Origin of the sequence: Larkinella soli (assembly GCF_003703975.1) — a bacterium.
GTDB classification, from domain to species: Bacteria; Bacteroidota; Bacteroidia; order Cytophagales; family Spirosomataceae; genus Larkinella; species Larkinella soli.
Map to the genome: position 1 here is coordinate 216,947 of NZ_QTJY01000005.1, position 24,325 is coordinate 241,271.

Below are 24,325 nucleotides of genomic sequence, written 5' to 3' on the forward strand. Positions count from 1 at the left end.
TAATCTATTTAGAATAATTACAAATATCATTTCAAAACCTTTGAGCAATCGGTCTATATTTGTAAAAATCCCATTTGCCACCTAACCCTTCCGGCCGGAATCTTCTGCTGCATGAACCGCTTGTTTACGACCCTTCATCGTTATCGGGCTTACGCTCCCTTCCTGCTCCGGCTGGCCTTTGGCTATGAACTGATCGACGCAGCCGGGCATACGGCCCTCCATCCCGCCGAAGGTATTCCGGGGTATGCCGAATGGTTACAAAGTCTGGGGTTTCCGTTTCCGATCCTGAGCGCTGCGCTGTCGGCCTATGCGGAATTTCTGGGGGCAATCCTGATCATCATCGGCCTCTGGACGCGCTGGGCCGCCGTCATTCTGTTCATCAATTTCAGTTTCGCCCTGCTGCTGGGCCATATCGCTATCGGCGACACCTACAAAGGAGCCATGCCCGCGATCAATCTGTGGGCGATGAGCATATTCCTATTGCTCAACGGCCCCGGCAAACCCTCCGTTGAGGAGGGTCTGTAGGGGCCGGATTCTTTCGATTACAGGGAAATTTCGCCCGTCAGGTACAGCCGCACCTGACCGCCGATTTCGACGCGTGCCGGGCCCGCTTCCTGCGCAATGAGTTTGCAGCGCAGGAAACCGCCCCGTCTGGATACCTGCCGGGCCGTCAGTACGGTTTTGTCCAGCTTCTCGGCCCAGTATGGAACCAGCGTCGTGTGCGCCGAGCCGGTGACGGGGTCCTCGTCGATGCCCGACTGCGGGGCAAAAAACCGGGAGACGAAATCGACCGCATCTTCAGCCGAAGCATCGCCGGGTGCCGTAACGATGACGCCCCGGGCCGGGATTGTCGACAACTCATAAAAATCGGGTTTGAGGTCCAGTACCTGCTGCTGCTGTTCGAGCACGATCAGATAATCCGTCTTCCCCTTCAGGACTTCCACCGGTTTGATATCTCCCAGGCTGGTTTCCAGCGCGGGCGGCTGAATGGCCAGGTGGGTGCTGTCGGCCGGGAAATCCAGAATCAGCCAGTCGCCTTCGCGCCGGACGCGCAGCACCCCGCTCCGGGAGTCCAGCGACACGGTGTCCTGATCCGACGATTTTTCGAGGTAGAAGATTACATAGGCCGTCGCCAGGGTGGCGTGTCCGCAGAGGTCCACTTCGACGGTCGGCGTAAACCAGCGGATGTGGTAGCCGGTTTCCGTCGGCACATAGAAAGCCGTTTCAGCCAGGTTGTTTTCGGCCGCAATGGTCTGCATCGTTTCGTCGGGGAGCCACTCGGACAGGGGGCAGACGGCGGCCGGGTTTCCACCGAAAAGATGGTCGGTAAACGCGTCGAGTTGGTAAAGGCGGATAGGCATGCAAGTTGGGGCTTTTTAGTTGGAACCGGCCGTCGACACCTGAACTTCCAGGTTGTCCAGGGCAGAAGCATCAAAGGTTTTCAGGGATGGAATCTTATACGCGGCAAGGTCGAATTTCGGGTCGTCGTATTCATAATCGGCGGGAACGGCTACGGTGATCATTCCGGCGGCCGAAGCCGATTTCAGACCGTTTCCGGAATCCTCGAAGGCCAGACACCACTCCGGTTCGACGCCAAGCTGCCGGGCCGTTCCCAGGTAGACGTCAGGCCAGGGCTTGTTGCGTTTTTCGAGGGTGGCCGAGTGCCACAGGGTAAAATACGACCGGATGTTCAGCCGGTCGAGCACCTTCTCGATCAGGTGCATGGGCGAGGCCGAAGCCACCGCCATCGGAACGCCCCGCTCCCGGAAAAGGTCCAGGATGGCCGGAACGCCCGGCATGGGTCCGGCATACAGGCCGATCCGCTCGAAGGCTTTCTGAATGATCTCCTCGTTCACCTCGTCGAGGCTGCGGTTGTTCCAGGGATGCCGTTCGTGCCAGTACCGTACCACGGCATCGGTAGGCATCCCGGTCGTCCACTTGCACATCTCCTCGGTCATCTCCAGCCCTACCGTTCTGAACACCTCGATCTCTACCTCACGCCAGTGCGGCTCGGAGTCCACCAGCAGGCCGTCCATGTCAAATATCGCAGCTTGTATCTTCATCATACGTTATAAACCGCCGACGGCACGAAAACCGCCCGGCAATGTTACCCGGCGGACCGGAGTTTCGGTCAAAGCATTCAGATGTCGGCCTGGCGGAACGGTTTGATGTCGATGCGTTCCCAGACCTTTCCCGTTACGTAGACCTCATTCTGAAGCCAGTCGTCGAGCTGGGCTTCGTTTTCGAAGTCCAGGAGCATCATCGATCCGATCATTTTACCGGCGGGGTCGAGCAGAGCCCCTCCGAGAATGAAATGGCCCTGGGCTTTCAGGGAGCGGGCACCATCGAAGTGCCGGGGGCGAACCGCCATCCGGCGGTCGAGCGCCTGCTCGTCGGTGTAGTCGTAAGCGTGAATGACGTACAGCATAAATTTTTACCAATAATACAAAAATGGTGGCTTTCCCGGATTTTGTAACTTGCAGACGGAAAATTTAGTCTGACCCCGGTTTTCATGACGCCCGTTGTTCTGGTTTTTGCCGCGAAAGTTGCCGTTTCCCTGCTTCTGACCCTTCTCGTGTTGTTGTTCGTCCGGTTTCGGTCGGCGGTTCTGGCGTATGTGCAGGCCCGGGAGGACTCGGTTCTGGGACTTACCTTCACCGTTTTCAGACTGATTCCGTTCATCCTGATCTACCTGGTTCTCGATGAACTGCCCCGCAACGACGTCCCGTTCTTTTACGAAAAAGCCACCAAAGCCCTGGAGGGTCAGATGGTTTACCGGGACTTCTGGTCCTTTCACGCTCCACTGTTTTCGTACCTGATTGCCGTGCCGCTGTGGCTCTGGCACAGCCCGAAAGCCATCGTGCTGCTGATGCTGCTGGTGGAGGGAACGACGGTCTGGCTTACCTACCGGTATTACCGGACACACAACCCCGAGGCTATCCTGCTGGCAATCCTGTATCTGATTCTGCCGGCTCCGCTGGTGATCTGTCTGCTCGGCGGGCAGGAAGACATCGCCCTGTGGCTGTTCGGGCTGCTGACGATGGGGGTCGCCCGCCGGCGGGGTCAGTCGGGCAAGGGCGCCGGTCTTTCCATCGGTCTGATCATGGCCGTGGCCCTATTGACGCTGAAACTGACCTTCGTGATGATCGCCTTTCCGGTCTTTTTTCTGCTGAAAGATAAAATTCGCTGGATTGCCGGGCTGGCCCTGCCCGGCATTCCGGCGCTGGTCATCCTGTACGCGCTGATGGGCTGGCTGTTTCTGATGCCGGTGCAGCACGGAGAGTTGCCTTTCTCTCCCAACCTTTCCACCGTCCTGCGCCCGCTGATCGGCGTCTTCTTCAACGAAATTCCGCTCAAAACCATGAACTGGGTGGCCGCCCTGGCAACCATCGGCCTGCTGAGCGCCACCGGCTACCGGTTTCGAAACCTTCCGTATGCTGCGGCTTTTCCGTCCGTCTGGATCGTCGCGTTCGGCCTGTTCATGCTGCTTCAGCCGAGCGCGATGGCGTATTACGTCTTTATCTACCTCATCGCCGTCATCTTCGAACTCACCCCGCTGAACGACGGCCGCCGGATCGGGCTGCTGCTGGCCGTCAACCTGCTGGTGGTGATCCAGCCGTTCGTGTTCGTCTACCTCGACCAGCCGTTTTTCAACTCCTTCGGGCAGATCGACACCGGACTCCGGCTGGTGGAATACCTGCTGGAAGTCGCCACGGTCGGCTGCGTCGGGGCCTACGTCTGGCTGGCGTATCGCCGGCTGCGGCAACTGGAAAAGGAACCCACGGACGTTGTCGTAACCGAATCCCGGATTCTCGGTTTTTCTCGCTAATTTCAGGGTTTGTTATCGACCGAATACCCATTCATCAATGAAACAGTTTTTTACGGGCCTGGGCTGCCTGCTGGCCCTGACCGGGTCGGCCCAGACGCCCTCGCTCACCGTTGAAAAGATCATGCAGGATCCGAAGGGATGGATCGGCACCTCGCCCTCGGATATTTTCTGGTCGGAAGACTCCCGGACGATCTACTTCAAATGGAATCCCGAAAAAGCGAAAGGCGATTCGCTGTATAAAATCGACCTGTCTGCCGACCGTAAACCGTTGAAGGTGACCTTTCCGGAACGCCGGCTCCTCCCCCCGGCCACCGGCGGAGCCTATAACCGCGCCCGTACCCTGAAACTGTACGAAAAAGACGGCGACCTGTTTCTGCTCGACACCCGCCCGGCGAAAGGCGCAGCGCCCCGCCGGCTGACCAATACCGTGGAGCGGGAAACGGCCCCGGCTTTCAGCGGAGACGAGCGGCAGGTGGTTTTTACCCGGTCCAATAACCTCTTCACCCTCTCGCTCGCCACCGGCGAACTAACGCAGGTCACCTACCTCGACACCGGCCCGAAAAAAGCCACCCCCAAGCCCAGCGAGCAGGAAGCCTGGCTCAAACGCGAGCAGCTGAGCCTGTTCGACGTGCTGAAGGAACGGAAGGAGAAAAAGGACGAAGCCGAGAAGATCACCAAAGCCGAACAGCCCAAACGCCCGAAGCAGTTCTTCACCGACGGGCGCACGGTGATGAACCCGCACCTCAGCCCCGACGGCCGGTTCGTGACTTTTACGCTTGTCAAAGCCGCCCAGGGTGCCAAAACCGCCGGCGTGCCGAGCTACGTCACCGAGTCCGGTTTTACGGAAGATCTGCCGGCCCGTACGAAAGTCGGCGCTCCGGCGGCCACTTACGAGTTTTTTGTCTATGATATTCAGCGGGATACGATCCAGCCGGTGCCGACCAAAGACATACCGGGCATCCGGGATCTGCCGGATTATGCCCGGACCGCCGGCCACCGCCCGACCACTTCTACCGGCCGCAGCGCCAAGGGAGGACCGTCCGCCCCCGAAGCGCCAACCGATACGGTGAAGAAAACCACCGACTCGACCCTGCGCCGGGTGTTCATCAACGGCCCGGTCTGGTCGGAAGACAGCAAATATGCGGTGGTCGTGATTCGCTCGGCCGACAACAAGGACCGCTGGCTCATGCTGCTCGACCCCGCCACCCGCGGGCTGAAACTGCTGGACCGCCAGCGGGACGAAGCCTGGATCGCCGGCCCCGGCATGGGCTTCGGCTTCTCGACCGGCTCGGTCGGTTTTCTGCCCGATAACCGGACGTTCTACTACCAGTCGGAAGCCGACGGCTACTCGCACGTCTATACCGTCGACGTCGCCACCGGCGCCAAAAAGCAACTGACGAAAGGAAAATTCGAGATTCAGCAGATTCAGTTGTCGAGGGACAAAAAGTACTTCTACCTGACCACCAACGAGGTGCATCCCGGCGAACAGCATTTTTACCGGATGCCGGTGACCGGTGGGGAACGGCTGAAGCTGACGACCCTGACCGGCGCCAACGACGTGACCCTGTCGCCCGACGAAACCCGTCTGGCAATCCGGTATTCGTACAGCAACAAGCCCTGGGAGTTATACATTTCGGAGCTTCGCACGGATAGAAAGGGAACGCCGGCTGCCGGCGAACCGACCCGGCTGACGAGTTCCCTGACGCCGGAATTTCTGGCCTACCCCTGGCGCGACCCCGCCGTGGTGACCATCCCGGCCCGCGACGGACAGACCATCTACGGGCGGCTGTACAAACCCGCCCGGCCGAACGGCAAAGCCGTCGTGTTTGTCCACGGGGCTGGTTATCTTCAGAACGCCCACAAATGGTGGAGCCAGTATTTCCGGGAATATATGTTCCATAACCTGCTGGCCGACAAGGGCTATACCGTGCTGGACATCGACTACCGGGCCAGCTCCGGCTACGGCCGCGACTGGCGGACGGGCATCTACCGGCACATGGGCGGCAAGGACCTGACCGATAACGTCGACGCGGCCCGCTGGCTGGTGCAGACGCAGGGTGTGGACGAGAAACGCATCGGGATTTACGGCGGCTCCTACGGCGGCTTTATTACGCTGATGGCGATGTTCACGCAGAAGCTGCCTTCGGGCGACCCGGTATTTGCCGCCGGTGCCGCCCTGCGCCCCGTCACGGACTGGGCCGCCTACAACCACGGCTACACGAGCAGCATCCTGAACGAGCCTTTCACCGACAGTCTGGCCTACCGCCGGAGTTCACCGATTTACTTCGCCGACGGCCTGAAGGGGCACCTCCTCATCTGCCACGGTATGGTCGACGTGAACGTGCATTACCAGGATGTGGTGCGGCTCACGCAGCGGCTGATCGAGTTGAAAAAGGAGAACTGGGAGCTGGCTTCCTACCCGCTGGAGGATCATGGATTTGTCGAGCCTACGAGCTGGATGGATGAGTATAAACGAATTTTAAAATTGTTTGAAGAAAGGCTTTAACGAACACGAACTTAGCCGGCTTCAACGTTGTTAGAAAAATAGCCGCGTCTGTTCCGACAGGGCCGGTTTTCTTCCAGAAATCTAATTTCCAACGAATTCATGAAGTTTACTCGCAAGGAGTTTCTGTTGTCGCTGATCATGTCGACGACGGCTTTTTTGTCCGGTTGTCAGAAAGCCGGGCAAGACCCCGATCCTCAGCAGCAGGACCCTTACCTCGTCAGTCATACGACGATCAGGACCTTCACACGGGACCAGATGGCTCAACAGGTCCAGCAGATCAACCCGGCCCTGTCGTTTCTGGTTCGGTACGGAATCAAGGTTCATAAAATCGTTTACAATACGAAACACCCGGACGGCACGGCCATCAAGGCATCCGGCGTCCTCCTGGTGCCGGATGCTCCGACGGCGCTCCCGATGGTGAGCCAGCAGCACGGCACCATCTCCAGCGATGCCGACGCCCCCTCGAACTTCGGTCCTAACAGCGATGCGGCTTATGCCGGCACCCTGTTTGCCTCACTCGGCTTCATCCTGATCTGCCCCGACTACATCGGTTACGGCGAATCCAAAAATCTGCCGCATACCTACGAACACCGCGAAGGTCTGGCGACGGCTTCGCTGGACATGATCCGGGCCGCCAAAGAATTTATGAAAGAAACCGGCGTCAAAACCGACGATCGGCTGTTTCTGACCGGTTACTCGGAAGGCGGTTTCGCGACGATGGCCCTGCACAAAAAGATCGAGGAGGAATTTCCGGCCGAGTTCAATCTGCGGGGGTCGAGCATCGGTTCGGGGGCCTACGACAAGCCGGCCTTCATGAAATACATCATCAACGAGAAGACCCACGGCATCAGCAGCTATAACCGCCTGTATCTGTGGACCATGCTCACCTATAACGACCTGTATAAGCTGAACCGGCCGATGAGCTACTACCTGAAGGAGCCTTATGCCACCCAGGTGCAGGAGAAAGGCCGTAACGTCGACATCAACGTCAGCATCAGCGACATCTTTACGGATTCGTTCAGGAAAGCCGTCAACGACGGCACGGACAAAGGCTTCCTGGATGCGGTCAAAGACAACGACATCCACGACTGGGCGCCCAAAGCCCGGATGCGCCTGTACCACGGCGACGCCGACAATCTGGTTTTCCCCTTCAACACGACGAATACCGTCGAAGCCATGAAGAAGCGGGGCGTCACCAACGTGGAGGTGTTTATGCTCAAGGGCCGCAACCACGCTACCGCCGTCAGCGACTATCTGCTCGGTACCTTCGAAATGTTTTCCTCCGTTCAGTAACGCATCCGCGTTCGGGAGCAAACCCGGTTGGAAGGACAATCCTTCCAACCGGGTTTGCTTTTTCCGGACCGGCCCCGTCGGACGTCCGACCGAATAAACCTGCAGAGATTTAAAACCTTAACGTGTATTGGTGGTTTTATTCCTGAAAGAACCATTCTTATCAGCAACGTCATGAAAAAATTGTGGATTGTCGCCGTACTTGCAGTATTTGGATTTTCTGCATCGGCCCAGACTGTGAAAGAGGAAGCCAAGGAAACGGCTCATCATGCCAAGCAAACCGCCAGAAAAGCAGGCGATAAGGTAGCCGATGAAACCCGTGAAACGACTCAGGAAGTAAAAACGAAGGCACGGAAGGCCGGGGATAAAGTCGACAAGGCCGCCGACAAGGTAGCCGACGAAACCCGCGAAACCGCGAAGGAAGCCAAGCAGGAAGCCCGCGAGGCCAAACGCAAAACGGGTGCTAAAATGGAAAAGGCAGGCAAGAAAATGCAGGAAAACTGATTTTCCCGAAAACAATACGGCCGGTATTCTGCGCAGAATACCGGCCTTTTTTATGGCTTAACTGGAGGTTTTGCCGGTCATCTGCTTAATGAAGATGGTTTCCGCCGGGCGATAGGGCCGGCCGTTGGCCCGGAAGATGTCGTGGAACCACACGGGCGGCTCCGCCGTATACTTCTTCTGCCAGGAATCCCAGGGGTAGATCGTGTTTGATTTTCCGGACACGAACCCCCAGTTCATCATTCCTACCTTTTCGGCTTTGGCGATGGGCAGCGAACCCTGGAAGGTGCTTCCGGCGGGCCGGGCCATATACTCCGTGCAGATCATGGGGCGGTTGTACTTCTTCAGCTGCGTCACCCGCGTCTGGAAATCGGCCGGCGGACCGTAATTGTGGAACGTGATGATGTCGGATTGGGTGAACAGGAAACGGTTCATCTCGTTCATCTTTTCCTCCGACGACCAGTCGCCGTACCAGGGGGCCGACGTGATGGGCTGGCTGGGTTTGGCCTCCCGCGCCCACCCGAAGGCCTGCTTTACCAGCTCGACGCCCAGTTCCGCTTTGTTCGGCAGTTCGGTTTTGATGGTATGGTTTTTTCCGTAACTGTTGGCGTTGTCGTTGTCCGGCTCGTTGACGATGTCCCAGGCCAGAATTCGCTTGTCGTTCCGGAACGACCCGACCACGTCCTTCACGTAATTGCGCAGCTCGCCCCACTTGGTTTTGTCGGACAGGACCGCAGCGCCGGGGCTCTGCACCCAGCCGCTGTTATGGCGCCCCGGTATCGGCGCCCGCTGCCGGCCCAGTTTCGGCTGGGGGTCCCAGCACGAGTCGAACAGAACCAGCATCGGCCGGATGCCGTGCTTTTCACAGATACCGAGAAACTGATCGAGCCGCTTCTTGAAACCGGCCGCATCCTGCTTCCAGACCAGGTCGTGCAGGAACACCCGCATCGTGTTCATACCCAGCCCTTCGGCGTAGCCGAGTTCCTTGTCGATGAGGGCCGGGTCGAAACTGGCGGCCTGCCACATTTCCAACTGGTTGATGGCACTGGACGGAAGAAAGTTGCTGCCTACCAGCCAGGGCTGCTGATGATACCAGTCGTTGGCCTTCTTCGTACTCCACTGCTGCGCAAAACTCTGCACCCCAATGACGCTCAGGAGCAGGAGCAGACTGATTCGTTGAGAAAGGGTTTTCATGTTGTGGTTGTTGTTGAGGCTGAACCACCCCCGGCCTTACTTAGCTACCGAAAAGCGGTATTCCGTGGTGGTTTTGTACGTCTGACCCGGTTTCAGGACGACACTCGGGAAGCTGGACTGGTTCGGCGAGTCGGGGAAATGCTGCGTTTCCAGACAGAACGCGGTGCGTTTTTCGTAGGGGCGTCCGCTTTTGCCGGTCACCTGGCCGTTCAGGAAGTTCCCGCCGTAAAACTGCACTCCGGGTTCGGTGGTCAGCACCTGCATGGTGATGCCGGTTTTGGGGCTGGAAGCCGTGGCGATCAAACGGGGCTGGTCGGTCTGTCCGCCGTTCAGAACGAAGTTGTGGTCATAACCGCCCCCGTTTTTAATCTGAGGGTGGTCGGCGTCGACGCGCTGGCCGATGGGTGTCGGCTTCCGGAAATCGAAGGGCGTGCCTTCTACCGGGGCCAGTTCACCGGTCGGGATCAGAGTCGCGTCGACCGGGGTATAACGGTCGGCGTTGATTTGCAGGACATGATCTCCGACCGTGCCGGAGCCTTCGCCGTTGAGGTTGAAGTAGGCGTGGTTAGTCAGGTTGACGACGGTATTCTTGTCGGTGGTCGCCTGATAATCGATTTTAATGCCGTTGTCGTCGGTCAGCGTGTAGGTAACGTCGACGGTCAGGGTGCCGGGGTAGCCTTCCTCGCCGTCCTGAGATACATACCGCAGCTTCAGGCCGTTGTTCCCGACGGGCGTGGCGTCCCAGACTTTGGCGTTGAAACCTTTTTTCCCCCCGTGCAGCGAGTTGGGGCCGTTGTTGGTGGCCAGGGAATAGGTTTTTCCGTCGAGGGTAAATTTGCCTTTGGCGATCCGGTTGCCGTAGCGGCCCACCAGCGTCCCGAAGAACGACTCGCGGTTCAGGTAATCGTCGATGCTGCCGTGGCCCAGGTTCACGTCGACCATGGCGCCGTTCTTATCCGGCACCAGGATGCTGACGATGCGGCCGCCGTAGTTGGTGAGGGCGACTTTCATGCCGGCGGCATTCGTCAGTACGTAAAGGTCCGTCTTTTTACCGTCGACCTCTTTCTGGAAACGCGCGCGATCGGGCAGGGAAGCGGCCGAGTCGGCGGCTACCGAGGCTGTACTATCCGACATAGTTGAAGAATCCTGTTGGTTTTGAGCGTTATTGCAGCCGACCAGCAATGCCAGCAGGACGGCGGGGAGGATGAGTTTTTTCATAAGGGGTTCAGGGTGTTGAAACCGAAGGCTTCAAATATCAAACTTATTTCGGGAAAACTACAAACCCAATTCGTCGGGCCGGATGCCGGTATCCCGGGCCGACATCCTGAAAATCTCCAGGACTTCCTGATAACTGAACAGGCGACCGGCGATGTAATCCTGCTCCTCAGGGTCGGCAAAGCCCTGTTTTTCATGTAAATCCCGAATGTTTTCGTGGACGGTAATCAGAATGTCGTGGAAAAATTCCGTAAACTGCTGCTCGCTCATTGGTTACTAAATGAAGAAATCCTAAAAATTTATCCCCCTAAAATGAATTAATTTTTCGACCGTTATTCCGTTACACGGCCCGTGGGAACCCGAATGCCGTTTGACAAGTTACTAATTCAGCGTTCCAATTCTTATCTTTACGCATGAGCCACCGAGTTTCTGTCCAGTTTTTTGGGATCACCCGTGAGATCATCGGCGCATCGACCCTGACGCTCGACCTGCCTCAGCCCGGCCGGGTTGGCGAACTGCTGAACAGCCTGAAAGCGCAGTATCCGGCCCTGAGCGGCCTTCGTTCCCTGCTGGTTGCCGTCAACGGCGAGTATGCGGAACCGGAAGATCCAATTCAACCCAATGACGAAATTGCCCTGATTCCGCCCGTTAGCGGAGGGTGATTCAGCCTGAAATTATGGTTTCGATTACCACTGACCCGATCGACATGAACTCGGCTTTCAAGTACGTCTCCACGGATGAAGCCGGCGCGATCACCTTTTTTTTCGGAACGGTCCGGAACAGTACCAACAGCCGTAACGTCGAGCAGCTCGAATACGAGGCCTACGACCGAATGGCGCTGAAAAAGATGCAGGAGATCGCCGATGAAGCCTGCCGCCGGTGGAATATCCTGCGGTATGTGGTCGTTCACCGGAAAGGAACCCTCCTGACCGGCGAGATTGCGGTACTGGTGGCCGTAGCCACTCCCCATCGTGCCGACGCCTACGACGCCAGCCGGTACATTATCGACACGCTCAAGCAAACCGTCCCGATCTGGAAAAAGGAATATTTCGACGACGGTCAGGTCTGGGTCGATGCCCATCCCTGAAGCCTCATAAGTCGATTTCGATGTGAGTTCTGGGCGTGCGGTCCTTACTGATTTCCTTGGGTTTGACGACGTACTCGGCCATGACGGGGTAGTGGTCGGAGAACTTGATGTCGCGGTAGGTCACGTAATTGATCGCATCCAGATAGCGGGCGTTGTAAAACTGGTTGTCGATGCGGATAAACCCGGGAGCCTTATTGTAACTAAAACCGAAGCCCCGGCCGGCATCCTCGAAGGCGTTGCGGAGCAGCCGGCGCATCTTGCCGTACACGTAGCTGTAGGGCGTATCGTTGAAATCCCCGCAGATGATGACCGGATAGGGGCTGTTCCGGTAATACTGTTCGATCCGCAGAATCTGGTTCCGGCGAAGCGTAAAACCGTGCCTCAGCTGCCGCAATAAACCCCGGGTGTTACTTTTCACCTGCTGCGATTCCCGCTGTTCGAGCATCCCGCCGACCCGGATGCCCATCGACTGAAGGTGGACGCTGAGTACCCGAATCGTATCGACACCCACCTTAACGTCCGCCCAGACCAGGCCGTTGAAATTGTCGAAGACCTCGTCACCCCGCCGAACGATGGGATAGCGGGAGAACAGCGCGACGCCGATGAACCCCTTGTAACCGGGTCGTTCGGGTGGGTTCAGGGTGGCGTAATAGGGATAACCGCCTTTCCCCAGCCGCCGGATGGTCTTGAAAACCACCGAGTTGTTATCGTTGTAAAATTCCTGAAAACACTTGATGTCGGCCGGTTCCTTCACGACCCATTCGATCATCTGATTGGCATCGTCGGGGTGCTGCGTCTCCACCATATCGTATTTGTTGAAAGCCATGGCATTATAGGTCATCACCTTCAGGGTGGCTCCTTTTTCGCCGTTGCTCCCGGGCTGGTTCAGTGCGAACGTCCGGCGCCAGAACGGGATGCCGATCAGCATGGCGATCAGGGGCATCAGCGCGCGCCAGGGCCGGACCAGGAGCCAGAACAGCAGCAGCAGCAGGTTGACTCCCCAGACGATGGGGAGCGAGATCATCAGCACGCCCGCTACCCAATGCCCGATGGGCACTTCGTAAAGAAGGTAATAGACCAGCAGCGTATACAGAAACAGCAGTAAGTTCAGCGACCAGATCAGTGACGAAATAAACGACGATACCAGAACGCCAAGCTTCAGCGTAAATTTCATAGAATAACGGATGGGTGCAGGTCAGGCCGACCGGCTTTTATTCAGTAACGAATAAGGAAGGGCGTAGTGGTGCAAAGTTACGAAGCTTTGTTTGGAAATTGGACCATTCGGTAATTCGGAAAAATGTTGAAACAAGGCCCGGAATAGCCTTGAAAACTATTAAAATAAGTGTATATTTGCAGCACTTATCAGCATTCGTGCCTGGCAGGGAGTTTTCAACTCCCTTTTTTGTTAATTTATGGATGTTAAGGCGAAAGTTGAAGAACTGTTACAGCCGTATCTGAACGAAGATCAGTTTTTTATCGTTGATATTCAGGTATCCCCTTCCCGTACCCGTGCTAAAATAACCGTTTTGCTGGACAGCGATACCGGAATCACCATCGATGAATGTGCTGAGGTTAGTCGACGGCTGGGTCACCGGCTGGAAGAACTGGACGTATTCGACGGTGGAGCGTTTACCCTGGAGGTTTCGTCGCCCGGTGTCGATCTTCCGCTGACCGCGCACCGGCAGTATCGGAAAAACATCGGCCGGGAGGTCGCCGTCCTTCTGAACGACGGTCAGACTCTCAAAGGCAAACTGGAGGACGTCGGCGCCGAGCGGATCGTGATTCTGGAAACGCCCGCCAAAAAGCCCAGGAAAAACGACCCGCCAATCGCGCCGATCGAAATACCGTTTACGGAAATTAAAAAAACTACGATACAAGTGTCATTTAAATAGTCTGTTGATCGATAGTCGTCACCGAACTGCCGGTACGTTCATCCGTCATTACTGAGCCTCTTTACGGCTATTGACTAACGACTGACAACTACTTGAATATTATGGATACCGGAGTACTCATTGAGTCGTTTGCCGAGTTCGCCCGGTCGAAGAACATCGACCGTCCGACCATGATCAAAATTCTGGAAGACGTATTCCGGACGATGATTCGCAAGAAATTCGGCACCGACGAAAACTTTGACGTCATTATCAATGCCGAAAGCGGGGACCTCGAAATGTGGCGGACCCGGGAAATCGTGGACGATGATTCGGAAGACATCTGGGATTACGACAAGATTCCCCTGGCGGAAGCGCGTAAGATTCAGGCCGACTTCGAAGTAGGCGAGGAAGTGGCGGAGGAAGTGAAGCTGGTGGACTTCGGCCGGCGGGTCGTTCAAACCGCGCGGCAGACGCTGATTCAGAAAATCAAGGATCTCGAAAAGGAAATTCTGTACGATAAGTACAAAAATCAGGTGGGCGACCTGCTCAATGCGGAAGTCTACCAGTTGCTTAAAAACGAAGTGATACTGCTCGACAACGAAGGCAACGAACTGAGCCTTCCGAAAGGTGAGCAGATTCCGAAAGACCGCTACCGGAAAGGCGAAACCACCAAGGCCGTCGTCCACCGCGTCGAAATGATCAACGGAACGCCGAAAATCGTTTTGTCGCGTACGTCGCCGGTGTTCCTGGAACGCCTGTTTGAAAACGAGATTCCGGAAATCTACGACGGCCTGATCTCGATCCGCCGGATCGTCCGGGAACCGGGCGAACGCGCCAAGGTAGCCGTGGAATCCTACGACGACCGGATCGATCCCGTAGGGGCGTGTGTAGGGATGAAAGGTTCCCGCATCCACAGCATCGTTCGCGAACTGGGCAATGAAAACATCGACGTTATCAATTATACCGATAACCTCGAGCTGCTCATCAGCCGGGCACTAAGCCCCGCCAAGATCACGTCGATGCAGATCGACCGCGACGCCAAGCGCGTTTCGGTGTTCCTTAAACCCGACCAGGTCTCGCTGGCCATCGGAAAAGGGGGTCAGAACATTAAACTGGCCGGTCGGCTGGTGGGTATGGAGATTGACGTATTCCGCGATGTGGAAGGCCAGGAGGACGATGAGGACGTTGATCTGTCCGAGTTCAACGACGAAATCGACGAATGGATGATTGAAGAACTCCGGAAAGTGGGTCTGGACACGGCGAAGAGCGTGCTGGCCCGGTCGAAGGAAGAACTGGTGCGGATGACGGATCTGGAGGAAGATACCATCGAAGAGATCCTGAGCATTCTGCGTCAGGAATTTGAATAATTAAAAGCTATTGTTCATTCTAAACCATTTGTATGGCAGAAGATAGATCCATGCGCCTGAGCCAAGTGGCAAAAAAACTCAATAGAGGCATTCCCGCTATTGTAAATAGTCTTTCTGTCAAAGGGTTTAAGGTTGAAATGAATCCAAACGCCAAAATTCCTTTTGAACAATTGGAAATTCTGGCGAAGGAGTACAAAAATTTCGAATTACTTGACTTTGCGTCGGTCTCCAGACCTGCGTCGGAAATGCCCGTTTCCGAACCCAGGCGCCGGGAAGATGACGATATGCCGCGGTTTTTCCGCGAAGAGCCCGCCCGTGCCCCGCAGCCGCCCCAGCCCGTGGAACGCCCGGCCGCACCGCAACCGGCTCCTGCCCAAACCCTTGTAACTCCGCCGGCTCCTCCGGTGCCTGCACCGGCGCCCCAGCCGGCTCCGACCGTTAAAGCGGAACCGCCTGCTCCGGCCCCCAAACCGGCCGAGCCGCAACCGGCCGCTCCCGTCGAAGCACGCCGGGAGCAACCGGCTCCTGTTGAAAAGCGGGAAACACCGCCTGCCCCCCAGCCGGCTCCGCCGACGGTGGAAACGGCCAAACCGGAACCGGCTCCGCAGGCTGTGGAACGCCCGCAGCCGGCCCCTCAGGCCCCGGTCACCCCACCGGCTCCTCCGGCCCCCCCGGTCGAAGCCCGGCAGCCTGAAAAGCCCCAGCCGGCCGAAGATCCGCTATCGGGTCCGCGTCTGCCGGGTCTGACGGTATTAGGTAAAATCGATCTGGAACGGAAACCCGCCCAGCGACCGAACGACCAGCGCCGGAACGACGGCCCGAATGCCCGCCCGCCCCACCCCAACCGGAACGAAGGCGGCAATCGCCCGAACGACAACCGGGGGCAGCAGCAAAACCGCAGCGACCGCAACGACGGTTCACGTGACCGCCGTCCGGACCAGCCGGGACAGCAGCGGTTCGGCAGCAGCGACCGGCCTAACGCCGACCGGGGCAACCGCCCGCAGGACGGCGGCCGTCCGCAAAACCGTCCGGAACGTACGCCGGCCCCCGAACGCCCGGTTCAGCAGCCGCAGCGCCAGCCCGAACCGCCGGCCGATGAGCCGCTGGACGAACCCATCGAAACCATCCGCGCCCGGGGTGAGCAACTTCGCGGTCTGACGGTTCTCGGTACGATCGAACTGCCCTCCGACCGGCCCAAACGCCAGGGCGGCCCGGTGGCTTCGACGGACGAAAACGACAAAAAGCGCAAGCGCAAACGGCTGCGTCGCGACCCCGTGGGTCAGGCGCCGGCGGCCGGCACCCAGGGACAAACCCAGGGCGGTCCGCGCAACCGTGACAATACGAACAATGCCAATCCGAACAACCGGACCCAGCAGGGTAACAAACCCGCCGGTACCAATAACGCCGGAGCCGGCAAAGGCAAACCCGGTGGTCGTAACACCCGCGACCGTCGCGAGGAACCGACCCAGCGCGAGGTAAAAGACTCGATCAAGGCCACGCAGGCCCGGATGGTGGGGAACAAGCCCAACCGCGGTGCAGACCGTCGCCGGGACCGCCGTCAGGAACGGGCCGAGCGGGAACGTGAGCGTCTCGAACTCGAACAGGAAGAGGCAAAAATCCTGCGCGTCACCGAATTCGTATCGGCCAACGACCTTGCGTCGCTGATGGATGTTTCGGTCAACGAAGTCATCGCAACCTGTATGAGCCTTGGTATGTTCGTGTCGATCAACCAGCGGCTCGATGCGGAAGCCATCACGGTCATCGCCGACGAATTCGGCTATGAGGTGCAGTTCGTATCGGCCGAGGAGGAAATCGAATCCGGCCTGGAAGAAGAAGCGGATGATGAGGAAGACCTCGTCTCGCGTGCCCCGATCGTCACGATCATGGGTCACGTCGACCACGGGAAAACCTCTCTGCTCGACTACATCCGCCGGACGCGCGTCGCGGCCGGTGAAGCCGGGGGTATTACGCAGCACATCGGTGCCTACAGCGTGAAAACCGACGACGGCCGGATGATTACCTTCCTCGATACGCCGGGTCACGAAGCCTTTACGGCCATGCGTGCCCGGGGTGCGAAGGTCACCGACGTGGTTATCATCGTGATTGCCGCCGACGACAGCGTCATGCCGCAAACCCGCGAGGCCATCAACCACGCACAGGTAGCCGGCGTTCCGATCGTGTTTGCCTTCAGCAAGGTCGACAAGCCGGGCGCCAACACCGAGAAGATCCGCGAGGAACTGGCCCAGATGAACATGCTCGTCGAAGAATGGGGCGGTAAATACCAGGCCCAGGAAATTTCGTCGAAGTCCGGTATGGGTATTCCTGAACTGCTGGAAAAGGTGCTGCTCGAAGCCGAATTGCTCGAACTGAAAGCCAACCCGGACAAACGCGCCGTCGGAACCGTCATCGAAGCCGAGCTTGACAAGGGCCGGGGGTACGTAACGACGATGCTCGTACAGGCCGGTACGCTCCGTCAGGGCGATGTGGTGCTGGTCGGTGCGCATTTCGGTCGCATCCGGGCCATGACCGACGACCGCGGCCAGCGGCTGAAGGAAGCCGGTCCCTCCACACCGGTGCAGATCCTCGGTCTGCCGGGCGCTCCGCAATCCGGTGACAAGTTCAACGTCATGGAAACGGAACGTGAGGCCCGCGAGATCGCCAACAAACGGGAACAACTCCTGCGTGAGCAGAACCTGCGGACGCGGAAACATATTACCCTGGAAGAAATCGGCCGCCGGAAGGCAATCGGTACCTTCAAGGAACTGAACGTGATCGTGAAAGGTGACGTGGACGGTTCGGTAGAAGCCCTTTCGGACTCCCTGCTGCAACTGTCGACCGAAGAGGTTCAGGTGAACATCATCCACAAAGCCGTCGGGCAGATTTCCGAATCGGATATCCTGCTGGCTTCGGCTTCGGATGCCATCATCGTCGGCTTCCAGGTTCGTCCGTCGGTGGGAGCCCGCCGTCTGGCCGAGCAGGAGCAGATCGAAATCCGCCTGTACTCGATCATCTACGACGCCATCAACGAAGTCAGAGACGCTATGGAAGGCCTGCTGGCGCCGACGACCGAAGAGGTCATCGTGGGCAACATCGAGGTCCGCGATGTGTTCAAGATCAGCAAGGTCGGAACCGTAGCCGGGTGTTACGTGACCGACGGTACCATCAAACGAAACAACAAAGTGCGCGTCATCCGCGACTTTATCGTGGTGCATACCGGCGAGATCAGCGCTCTGAAACGCTTCAAGGACGACGTCAGCGAAGTTCGCTCCGGTTACGAATGTGGTCTGAGCATCCGGAACTTCAATGATATCCAGATGGGCGACACCATCGAAAGCTTCGAATTCAAAGAAGTGAAGCGGACGCTGTAAGCCCTCCGGTCGAAATCAGAAAGCTCCTGCCCCGCCGGCAGGAGCTTTTTTCATTTTTCAATCAAAAAATGGTTTCCTGCCAACTCTCTGTCCCGTATTCTTGTTAAATTCGATACGGCCATCCGCTCGTTGCCCGCAGGCAAACGAAAACCGTTTCACCAATCGTTATTGTAACAAGATTGAACCCTGTTTGAATGAGTTTCCTGTATCCTTCGTTCCTGTTCGGGCTGCTGGCGGTTGCTGTTCCTGTTGCCATACACCTGTTTAACTTTCGCCGGACGCGCCGGATGTTCTTTACGAACGTTTCGCTGCTGAAAACCGTCCAGACGGAAACCAAATCGTTCCGGCGCCTGAAGCACTACCTGATCCTGGCGTGCCGGTCGCTGTTCATCATCTGCCTGGTGCTGGCTTTCGCCCAGCCGTTTATCCCCAGCAAAAGCAAACTCGGCCTCTCGCGGTCCGGACTGACGAGCCTCTATCTCGACAACTCCTACAGCATGCAGAACGAGCAGAACGAGAAGCGGTATCTGGACATCGCCACCGGGAAGCTCGATCAACTCCTCGGCCTGTTCCGTAACGCCACCTCACTGCAACTGGTAACCAACGACTTCAGCAGCCAGGAGCAGGCCGTCGGAACGGCCGATGCGCTACGCGACCGGGTCACTACGGTCCGGTTTGCCCATACGCCCCGTTCGCTCCAGGATGTCTACCGGCGTCAGCTCAACCTGCTGGCCACCAATAATCCGACCGGCACCAATCAGCTGTTCTGGTTCTCGGATTTTCAGAAAAGCACGGCGGGCGACCTGGCACGGCTGAAAATCGATACCACCAACCGGCTGTTTCTCGTTCCGCTCGAAACCAAACCCACCCGCAACGTCTTCGTCGACTCGGTCTGGCTGAGCACTCCTTTTATCCGGGAGTTGCAGAACAATACGCTGAATGTCCGGGTCCGCAACAGCGGGGAGGAATCCGTCCGGTCGCTGCCGGTCAAACTGTCCATCGACGATGCGCAGGTATCGACGGCTTCCGTTACGCTTCCAGGAAGAGGAACCGCCACCGCCACTCTCAATTTCAACGTCACCCGGAAAGGATACCGCCGGGGCCGCATCTCTTTTGAGGATTATCCGATCACCTTCGATAACAATTATTATTTCGTCATTCAGGCATCGCCGTCGATACGGGTCGTTCACCTGTACGACCAGAAAAGCGGAGCCAACTACGTGGAGAACGTCTACGGAAACGACAGTCTGTTCGTCCGGCGCAGCTTCAGCGCCCAGAACGTCGATGTCGGTCAGTTGAAAAATGCCGATCTGGTAGTTCTGGAGGGCGTTGCGCAGGTCAGCGGTGCCCTGCGCAACGAGTTGGAGCGGTTTGTGCGGCAGGGCGGCAGCCTGGCCGTATTTCCGCCCACGAATCCGGACGGCACGACCTGGTCGTCGTTCTTTGCCGGGCTGGGGGTCGGTGGGGTTCAGATGCAGGGCCAGCCTTTGCCTCCGGTTCAGCCGCTGTCGGCTCCGAACCGTCAGAACCCGTTCTTCCGGGATATTTTCGAGCAGTCGAGCCAGCAGGGGCTTCTTAACCTCCCCGACGCGGTGCCGGTCTGGCAATGGCGGGCCGTGGGCGAACGCCTGCTGACCCTGCGGAACGGCACCCCGTATCTGACCCAGTCCCGGACCGGCCAGGGTCAGGTCTATGTCTTTGCCAGCCCCCTCACCACCGAATACGGCAACCTGGCCCAGCACGCGCTCTTCGTACCGATCATGTACAAGATTGCGGCCCTGAGCGTTCGTCCGCAGCGTACGGCCTTTTCGTTCGACGACAATACCGTCGAAATTCCGGTCGCCAATGCCGCTCCGAACGCGGTTTACAAACTGAAGAAGGAGAAACTGGAGATCATTCCCATCCAGCGCGTGAACGGTAACCAGCTGCTGATGGAGCTACCCAAGAGCAACCAGCTCAGTGCCGGCCAGCAACTGGAAGCCGGCTATTACGAACTGACGCTGAACGACCGGACGGAAAAGCTCATGGCCTTCAACCACGGCAACCGGGAGTCGCAGATGGATTTCTACACGCCCGACGAACTCCGCCGGATTTTTGCCGGTCAGAAGAACGTGCAGGTGTTCGACAGCATTCAGGATGAGGATTTTGTCGAAGAATTACGGCAGCAGAACCTGGGCACCAACCTCTGGAAATACTTCGTCATTGCCGCCCTGGTGTTCCTGCTGGCCGAGGTGGCCGTGATCCGGTTCATGCGGGGCTGAGCCCGGTTATTTCTCCTCCGTCCCGCGCTCCCACACCACGAAATCGAACGGCACGGCATGGCGCTCGTCGGCGGGATGAGGCCGGCGGCTGCGCTCCTGCCATTCGGTCGTGTGGCCCTTGATCCGCTGATAATCGGGAAAGTACGTATCTCCGTCAAAAGCCGCTTTGACGTCGGTCAGGTACAGGCGGTCGGCCAGGGGCAGGGCCTGCCGGAAAATCTCCTCCCCGCCCAGCACGAAGGCTTCGGCATTGCCGGTTTTCCGGGCCTCCTCAAGCGCTTTTTCCAGCGAATCCACCACGACGGCGCCCTCGACCTGATAGTCAGGGTTTCGGGTGATAACCACATTCAGCCGGTGCGCCAGCGGTTTCCCGAGTGACTCGAAGGTTTTGCGGCCCATCAGAACCGGGTGGCCGGAAGTAGTCTGTTTAAAATATTTGAAATCGTCGGGCAGGTGCCAGACCAGGTCGTTGTCCCGGCCGATGATGCCGTTTTCCGCCACGGCGGCAATTAAGCTGATGCGCATATCAGATCGTATTTCCCCTGAAAAATTCTTCGGCCGTCATCCGGCGTTTTCCTTCCGCCTGAAGTTCGTCTACCGACAGCCAGCCGTCTTCGGCCTTGATCAGCAGGGCTTTCCGTTCAGCAGAAGCCGTTCCCGGTTCGGCGGCAAACGGTGAATGATCCGAAGCAGACACCGAATAGATTTTATAAACTTTCCCGTTGATTTTCGTCCAGGCCGTCGGATACGGGCTCATTCCGCGAACGAAGTTACGCACCGCTTCGGCCGGCTGGAACCAGTTGATCTCACAGGTTTCGCGCTGAATCTTGGGCGCCGGTTTCAGTTCGGCACCGGCCGGCTGGGGGATACGCGGAAAGTTGCCGGCTTCGATGGCTTGGACGGTTTTCAGGACCAGACCGGCCCCGCGTTCCATCAGGCGGTCGTGCAGCGTTCCGGCGGTATCGTGCGGATGGATGGGTTCAGTTTCCTGGAAGATCATCTGACCGGTGTCGATCTCCTTCTCGATGAAGAAGGTGGTTACCCCGGTTTCGGTTTCGCCGTTGATGATGACCCAGTTGATCGGCGCAGCCCCCCGGTATTGAGGCAGCAGGGAGGCATGGAGGTTAAAGGTGCCGATGCGCGGCATGGCCCAGACTACCTCGGGCAGCATCCGGAAGGCCACCACCACCTGCAGGTCGGCCCGGTAGCTTTCGAGCTGTTCGAGAAAGACCGGATCGCGGAGTTTTTCAGGTTGGAGAACGGGAATCCCGGCGGCCTCGGCTGCGCGTTTCACCGGCGACCCGGTCAGCTGCAGCCCGCGGCCGGAAGGCCGGTCGGGCGCCGTCACGACGGCCACCACCGAACAGCCCGCAGCCAGCAGACGGTTCAGGCTGGCCACCGCGAAATCGGGTGTTCCCATAAAAATAATTCGCAGCGAATCGTTCATAAATTAGCGGTTGTCGTTCACTCGATTTACACCCGCAACATTGGGAGTATTTGGGGGAATTGTTATTTTTGTCAACCCGAGTTTCAAGATGAGTAAAACCATCCATACAATACCGCTCAAAGGGTCCTGACGCTTCGCTACAAAGAAACAAGATTTTGTACGGAGAACGGTCAGCGCACCGTTCTTTTCTTTTTTTGAAGGGTTTCGGCCCTTCTGCGGAATGATATAGCGTCTCGGGTAGAGAAACAGGCGACCAATAGGAAACAGATTTTACAGAGTATGTATCATGGGTAAGATTTCGTATTACACCGAAGAAGGTCTCAGCCGGTTAAAGACCGAGTTGAATGATCTGAAAACAAAAGGACGGGCCGACATTGCCCGCCAGATAGCAGAAGCCCGCGACAAAGGAGATCTGAGCGAAAACGCGGAATACGACGCTGCCAAAGATGCTCAGGGCCTGCTGGAAATGAAGATCGCGAAGCTGGAAGAGATTATCTCGAACGCCCGCCTGCTCGACGAATCTTCGATCGATGCCTCCCAGGTATCCGTATTGTCGACCGTTAAAATCAAGAATCGGAAAAACGGGGCCATGGTGACTTATACGCTGGTCTCGGAAGAGGAAGCCGACCTCAAGCAGGGCAAAATTTCGGTAGGCTCCCCCATCGGGAAGGGGCTGCTGGGCAAAAAAGTCGGTGATACCACGGAGATCAAAGTCCCGGCCGGCGTTATGGAATTCGAAATTCTCGAAATCGGGAGATGAGATTAGTTGGGGAGTGGAGGGGTTTGGGTGTTCAGAAGTTCGCTCCAGCCCCAAACCCCTCCACTCTTAAATTCCCGGACTCCCCACTCTTAAACTCCCCCACGTCCCTCATGCCTTCCATTTTCTCCCGGATCGTCGACGGCGAGATTCCGGCTCATAAAATTGCGGAAACGGATCAGTTTCTGGCGTTTCTGGATGTTTTTCCGGTTGCTAAAGGCCACACGCTCGTCATTCCCAAACAGGAAATCGACTATATCTTCGATCTGGACGACGCGCTGTATGCCGGTCTGTTGCAGTTTGCCAAACGCATTGCCCCGGCCCTGAAGCAGGCCGTCCCCTGCAAGCGGATCGGCGTGGCCGTGATCGGGCTGGAAGTGCCGCACACGCACGTCCATCTGATTCCGATGAACAGCATGGCCGACATGAACTTCAATACCAAGCTGAAGATGAGTCCCGAGGAACTGGCCGAAACCGCCGAACACATCCGAGGCTTCCTGTAAGCCGCCCGGGTCGCCGACGGTTATTTCAGCATTCCCTTCAATGCATTCGTCGCCGTCACCGGCGACGTTTTTTCGTACAGGATCGTATACACGGTTTCGGTAATCGGCATTTCGACACCGTACTGCCGGTTCACCTCGTGGATGCTCTTGACGGCATAATACCCTTCCGCAATCATGTTCATTTCCATCTGCGCCGACTGGACGCTGTAGCCGCGCCCGATCAGATGGCCGAACGTCCGGTTCCGGCTGAAGGGCGAATAGGCCGTGACGAGCAGGTCTCCGAGGTAAGCGGACGCACTCAGGTCCCGGTGAACCGGGTACACCTTATCGACCAACCGCCGGATTTCCTGCATGGCATTCGACACCAGCACCGCCTGGAAGTTGTCGCCGTAGCCCAGGCCGTGTGTGATGCCGCAGGCCAGCGCAATGATGTTCTTCATGACGGCGCAGTATTCGACGCCGTAGATGTCGTCGATGGGTGAGGCTTCCACGAAGCGGCAGCTGAGCAACTGCGCCACGTCCGAGGCACAGCCGAGGTTTTGGGAGGCAATGGTCAAATACGATTGCTTTTCGAGGGCTACCTCCTCGGCATGGCAGGGGCCGGCGATGACGGCAATCCGGTCGGCCGGAACGCCGTAGGTCTGCTCGGTCCAGTCGGTTACGAGCAGGTTTTGGGCCGGAATCATACCCTTGATGGCCGACACCACACTTTTGCCGGCGAGGTCCTCCGGCTTCACGCCTTTCAGGGCATCCTCAATAAAAGCCGCCGGAACGGCCAGAATGACGAACTCGCTGTCTTTCAGAGCCTCCCGGACCTTCGTGCAGACGCGTACCTTGCGGGGGCTGATCCGGACATCGCTGAGGTAACTCGGATTATGGTGAAATTTACGGATGTGTTCGGCATCGGGTCCGCTGCGCAGCCACCACCGGATATGAACATTACCTTCGGAAAGGATCTTGACCAGGGCGGTGGCCCAGCTGCCCCCTCCTACGACGGTCAGACGAACGGGTTGCTTCATCTTCTGAAATCGGACGCCGTCACCCGACGGCGTCTGCCTTTTTACGGCGGGCGCAAAATACAAAAAAACGCCCGCACCTTTCAACAGGACGGGCGTTTCCGCACTCTCAA

The 24,325-nt window shown here is 57.7% G+C and carries 23 protein-coding genes; 13 read left to right on the plus strand and 10 right to left on the minus strand.

All coding sequences use genetic code 11. From position 1 onward, the window contains the following. Positions 1–111: 111 nt before the first annotated feature. The gene (locus DX909_RS14710; protein WP_128545942.1) at positions 112–525 is read left to right on the plus strand and encodes a DoxX family protein; all 414 of its coding nucleotides are present in this window, start codon (positions 112–114) and stop codon (positions 523–525) included. A gap of 17 nt (positions 526–542) precedes the next feature. Here the strand turns inward: DX909_RS14710 and DX909_RS14715 are convergent, their stop codons facing one another. The 3 genes from DX909_RS14715 to DX909_RS14725 form a co-directional block, all read right to left on the minus strand. After that, entirely contained in the window at positions 543–1,361 is an 819-nt protein-coding gene (locus tag DX909_RS14715; RefSeq protein ID WP_128545943.1) for a PhzF family protein, read from the minus strand. A gap of 15 nt (positions 1,362–1,376) precedes the next feature. Beyond that, positions 1,377–2,066 carry a hexitol phosphatase HxpB gene (gene hxpB / locus DX909_RS14720; protein ID WP_229311048.1) on the minus strand — a complete coding sequence of 230 codons (690 nt, stop codon included), beginning with the start codon at positions 2,064–2,066 and terminating at the stop codon, positions 1,377–1,379. Between the two features lie 74 nt (positions 2,067–2,140). Then, a complete protein-coding gene (locus DX909_RS14725; protein ID WP_128545944.1) occupies positions 2,141–2,428 on the minus strand; it encodes a YciI family protein in 288 nt (95 codons plus the stop codon). A gap of 84 nt (positions 2,429–2,512) precedes the next feature. Here DX909_RS14725 and DX909_RS14730 point away from each other — a divergent pair, with 84 nt between their 5' ends. The 4 genes from DX909_RS14730 (at position 2,513) to DX909_RS14745 (ending at position 8,129) form a co-directional block, all read left to right on the plus strand. After that, on the plus strand, positions 2,513–3,829 hold the full coding sequence (locus DX909_RS14730) for a hypothetical protein (protein WP_128545945.1): 1,317 nt from the start codon (positions 2,513–2,515) through the stop codon (positions 3,827–3,829). 37 nt (positions 3,830–3,866) lie between these two features. Continuing rightward, positions 3,867–6,335: an alpha/beta fold hydrolase gene (locus DX909_RS14735; RefSeq protein WP_128545946.1), complete on the plus strand. Its 2,469-nt coding sequence runs from the start codon at positions 3,867–3,869 to the stop codon at positions 6,333–6,335. 99 nt (positions 6,336–6,434) lie between these two features. Next, the gene (locus DX909_RS14740) at positions 6,435–7,628 is read left to right on the plus strand and encodes an alpha/beta hydrolase family protein (RefSeq protein ID WP_128545947.1); all 1,194 of its coding nucleotides are present in this window, start codon (positions 6,435–6,437) and stop codon (positions 7,626–7,628) included. A gap of 171 nt (positions 7,629–7,799) precedes the next feature. Continuing rightward, positions 7,800–8,129, plus strand: a complete 330-nt coding sequence (locus DX909_RS14745) for a hypothetical protein (RefSeq protein ID WP_206513005.1) — start codon at positions 7,800–7,802, stop codon at positions 8,127–8,129. Between the two features lie 57 nt (positions 8,130–8,186). Here DX909_RS14745 and DX909_RS14750 read toward each other — a convergent pair whose 3' ends face one another. Genes DX909_RS14750 through DX909_RS14760 form a run of 3 tightly spaced genes read right to left on the minus strand, consistent with a single transcriptional unit; the run spans position 8,187 to position 10,805 of the window. Beyond that, entirely contained in the window at positions 8,187–9,320 is a 1,134-nt protein-coding gene (locus tag DX909_RS14750; RefSeq protein ID WP_128545949.1) for an endo-1,4-beta-xylanase, read from the minus strand. 36 nt (positions 9,321–9,356) lie between these two features. Continuing rightward, positions 9,357–10,538 (minus strand): aldose epimerase family protein, encoded by a 1,182-nt coding sequence (locus DX909_RS14755; protein ID WP_128545950.1) that lies wholly within the window; start codon positions 10,536–10,538, stop codon positions 9,357–9,359. Between the two features lie 57 nt (positions 10,539–10,595). Continuing rightward, complete coding sequence (locus DX909_RS14760) at positions 10,596–10,805, minus strand: hypothetical protein (protein ID WP_128545951.1); 210 nt, start codon at positions 10,803–10,805, stop codon at positions 10,596–10,598. Between the two features lie 143 nt (positions 10,806–10,948). On the opposite strand from DX909_RS14760, the gene moaD reads away from it, so the two are divergent. Further along, positions 10,949–11,197: a molybdopterin converting factor subunit 1 gene (gene moaD / locus DX909_RS14765; RefSeq protein ID WP_128545952.1), complete on the plus strand. Its 249-nt coding sequence runs from the start codon at positions 10,949–10,951 to the stop codon at positions 11,195–11,197. Between the two features lie 14 nt (positions 11,198–11,211). Next, on the plus strand, positions 11,212–11,622 hold the full coding sequence (locus tag DX909_RS14770; RefSeq protein WP_128545953.1) for a molybdenum cofactor biosynthesis protein MoaE: 411 nt from the start codon (positions 11,212–11,214) through the stop codon (positions 11,620–11,622). Positions 11,623–11,626: 4 nt separating this feature from the next. On the opposite strand, the gene DX909_RS14775 is transcribed toward DX909_RS14770, so the two are convergent. Continuing rightward, on the minus strand, positions 11,627–12,796 hold the full coding sequence (locus tag DX909_RS14775; RefSeq protein ID WP_128545954.1) for an endonuclease/exonuclease/phosphatase family protein: 1,170 nt from the start codon (positions 12,794–12,796) through the stop codon (positions 11,627–11,629). 238 nt (positions 12,797–13,034) lie between these two features. Here DX909_RS14775 and rimP point away from each other — a divergent pair, with 238 nt between their 5' ends. The 4 genes from rimP (at position 13,035) to DX909_RS14795 (ending at position 20,489) form a co-directional block, all read left to right on the plus strand. After that, on the plus strand, positions 13,035–13,514 hold the full coding sequence (gene rimP / locus DX909_RS14780; protein WP_128545955.1) for a ribosome maturation factor RimP: 480 nt from the start codon (positions 13,035–13,037) through the stop codon (positions 13,512–13,514). Positions 13,515–13,615: 101 nt separating this feature from the next. Continuing rightward, positions 13,616–14,860 (plus strand): transcription termination factor NusA, encoded by a 1,245-nt coding sequence (nusA, locus tag DX909_RS14785; RefSeq protein ID WP_128545956.1) that lies wholly within the window; start codon positions 13,616–13,618, stop codon positions 14,858–14,860. 32 nt (positions 14,861–14,892) lie between these two features. Beyond that, positions 14,893–18,228, plus strand: coding sequence for a translation initiation factor IF-2 (infB, locus tag DX909_RS14790; protein WP_128545957.1), 3,336 nt, complete (start codon positions 14,893–14,895; stop codon positions 18,226–18,228). A 194-nt stretch (positions 18,229–18,422) separates the two neighbouring features. After that, entirely contained in the window at positions 18,423–20,489 is a 2,067-nt protein-coding gene (locus DX909_RS14795; RefSeq protein WP_128545958.1) for a BatA domain-containing protein, read from the plus strand. A gap of 6 nt (positions 20,490–20,495) precedes the next feature. Here DX909_RS14795 and DX909_RS14800 read toward each other — a convergent pair whose 3' ends face one another. Then, positions 20,496–21,014 (minus strand): dihydrofolate reductase, encoded by a 519-nt coding sequence (locus tag DX909_RS14800; protein ID WP_128545959.1) that lies wholly within the window; start codon positions 21,012–21,014, stop codon positions 20,496–20,498. Position 21,015: 1 nt separating this feature from the next. Next, positions 21,016–21,936 carry a methionyl-tRNA formyltransferase gene (fmt, locus tag DX909_RS14805; protein WP_229311049.1) on the minus strand — a complete coding sequence of 307 codons (921 nt, stop codon included), beginning with the start codon at positions 21,934–21,936 and terminating at the stop codon, positions 21,016–21,018. A gap of 286 nt (positions 21,937–22,222) precedes the next feature. Here fmt and greA point away from each other — a divergent pair, with 286 nt between their 5' ends. Together greA and DX909_RS14815 are read left to right on the plus strand one after the other, a co-directional pair. Further along, positions 22,223–22,696: a transcription elongation factor GreA gene (gene greA, locus DX909_RS14810; RefSeq protein WP_128545960.1), complete on the plus strand. Its 474-nt coding sequence runs from the start codon at positions 22,223–22,225 to the stop codon at positions 22,694–22,696. 110 nt (positions 22,697–22,806) lie between these two features. After that, on the plus strand, positions 22,807–23,196 hold the full coding sequence (locus tag DX909_RS14815; RefSeq protein ID WP_128545961.1) for an HIT family protein: 390 nt from the start codon (positions 22,807–22,809) through the stop codon (positions 23,194–23,196). 20 nt (positions 23,197–23,216) lie between these two features. Here the strand turns inward: DX909_RS14815 and DX909_RS14820 are convergent, their stop codons facing one another. Further along, the gene (locus DX909_RS14820; protein ID WP_128545962.1) at positions 23,217–24,215 is read right to left on the minus strand and encodes an NAD(P)H-dependent glycerol-3-phosphate dehydrogenase; all 999 of its coding nucleotides are present in this window, start codon (positions 24,213–24,215) and stop codon (positions 23,217–23,219) included. Between the last annotated feature and the right edge of the window lie 110 nt (positions 24,216–24,325).